General features: G+C 72.5%; 1 protein-coding gene. It reads left to right on the top strand.

The genetic code is table 11. The annotated features are described in order from the left end of the window. Positions 1–214: 214 nt before the first annotated feature. A partial coding sequence (locus tag GKQ77_RS31650) for an MMPL family transporter (protein ID WP_219692555.1) occupies positions 215–2,392 on the top strand: 2,178 nt, incomplete at its 3' end.

Below are 2,392 nucleotides of genomic sequence, written 5' to 3'. Positions count from 1 at the left end.
GGGTAGGACCCTGGGCCCCGGTCCGGATCATCCGCTGCCACGACGCCCGGCGCCCCCTCCCGGTGATGGTCTTGAGACCGGCCGGGAGCCCCTTCCCGGCAGACGTCGGCGGCCTGCTCCGTTGGCAGCCCCTTCCATCCGCAGCCGTTCCATCCGCAGCCGTTCCATCCGCAGCCGTTCCGTCCGCTGCCCGTTCCGTCCGCCGGAGGACATCGTGATCCGCGCCCTGACCGGATACTCCACCAGACACCCGTGGAAGGTCATCGTCGTCTGGGTGATGCTGGCCGTCGCGCTGAGCGCCCTCGCCCCGACGCTGACCGCCCGCGTCACCCAGCACCGGACCGGGGACTTCCTGCCCCGTGAGTACGACTCGGCCGCCGCACTGAACATCGCCCAGGAGCAGTTCGGCGAGAAGCCCGACGCCACGACGGTGACGATGCTGGTCGGCCGGTCCGACGGCGAGGCGCTCACCGCCGCCGACCGGAAGCGGGTCGGTGCCGAGGCGAAGCAGCTGGGCCAGCGCCGGGTGGCCATGCCGAGGGAGGACGACCTCCCCGATTTCATGGTCCCGGACCGCTCCCAGACGCCCCGGGTCGCCCCCGCGATGACAGCGCCCGACCGGAGTTTCCAACTGCTCTCCGTCCAACTCATCGGAAACCCCTCGGACAAGGGGGTCCAGGGCGTGTACCGGGCCTTCCGTGACGCCGCACGGACGCAGTTCGCGGAGGCAGGTCTGCGTACGGGCTTCACCGGGAGCCTCGCCGAGACCGTCGACACCACCGACTCCCACGAGACCGCGTCGAAGGTCGGCAGCGCCCTCGTCATGGGGTTCATCATCCTGCTCAACGTGCTGGTGTTCCGCAGCGTGCTGGCGGCCGTGCTGCCGCTGCTCGCGGTCGCCGTCATCGGCGGCGTGGCGGCGGGGGCCGTCGTGGGCGCCGCACTGCTCACCGGCCACAAGCTCGACGCGAGTACGCCGGACCTGATCAACGTCGTCCTGCTCGGCATCGGCATCGACTATCTGCTGTTCCTGCTCTTCCGCTTCCGCGAGCACCTGCGCGAGCGGCCCGAACAGTCCGCCCGCGAGGCGGCCGCGCAGGTGTCCGCCCGGGTGGGTACCGCGATCACCTCGGCGGCGCTGACCATCGTGGCCGCGTTCGCCACGCTGGGCCTCGCGACCTTCGGGCAGTTCCGCTCGCTGGGCCCGGCCATCGCCGCCGCGGTCCTTGTGATGCTGGTCGGCAGCCTCACTCTGCTGCCCGCGCTGCTCGCGGCCGCCGGACGCAAGATGTTCTGGCCCTCCCGCACGCTGCTCCACAAGCCGGACGGAGGCCGCGCCGCCCGCCTCGGCGCGCTGGTCACGCGGCGGCCGCTGCTCATGCTGACGGCTGCCGTCGCCCTGCTCGCCGCGCTGAGCGCGGGGATGGCGGGCATACGTATGGACTATGGCCGGAGCGATTCCGGTGACCGCACTTCCGCCGCGGCCACCGCCGCGGAGATCTCTCGGGCGCTGCCCGCCGGGGTGTCGGATCCGACGAGCGTCTACGTCACCGTCGGGGACGGCACGGCCGGGGACGGCACCGCCGGGGGCAGCACCGCCGGGGGCGGCGCCACGCTCAGCGCCGACCGGCTGAGCGGCCTCACCCGGGGGCTCGCCCAGGTCAAGGGCGTGGGCAAGGTGGCGCGGACGGTTCTGAGCGAGGACCGCCGTGCCGCCCGGATCGACGTCTACCTGACCTCCGATCCGCAGAGCCAGCGGGCCCGCGATCTGGCCTCGGGGCCGGTGCGGGATGTGGCCGGGCGGCTCGCGCCCGCCGGGACGACGGCGTACGTGGGCGGGACCGCGGCGATCTTCGCCGACATCTCCGTCGCCGTCGACCACGATCTGAGGATCGTCTTCCCGGTCGCGGCCGCGCTGATCGCGCTGATCCTGCTGCTGCTCCTGCGCAGCCTGCTCGCGCCGGTCGTCCTCATGCTCTCCGTCGGTCTCTGTTTCGCCGCGACGCTCGGCGCGGCCACGCTGCTCTTCCAGCACGCGCTCGGCGAACCGGGCGTCAACTTCACGCTCCCTCTGGTGCTGTTCCTCTTCGTGGTGGCGCTGGGTACGGACTACAACATCCTGATCGCCGACCGGATCCGGGAGGAGATGCGGCGGCCCGGTCCGGCGCGGGCGGCCGTCGCCCGTGCGGTTCGGCATACGGCGCCTGCCATCGCCACGGCCGGGCTTGTGCTGGCCGGGTCCTTCGCGACGCTCGCCACGAGTCCGGGGAGTGAGCAGATGGCGTTCGCGATGGCGCTGGGGATCTTGCTCTCCGCGATGGTTCTGTCGTTGGTGCTGGTGCCGGCGGTTGCGGCGGCCCTTGGGCGGGGGTTGTGGTGGCCGCTTTCTGCG

The sequence above is a fragment of the Streptomyces anatolicus genome (assembly GCF_019400875.1).
Classification (GTDB): Bacteria; Actinomycetota; Actinomycetes; order Streptomycetales; family Streptomycetaceae; genus Streptomyces; species Streptomyces anatolicus.
The sequence above is the reverse complement of the archived record's forward strand: the minus strand, read 5'-3'. Positions and strand labels throughout refer to the sequence as shown.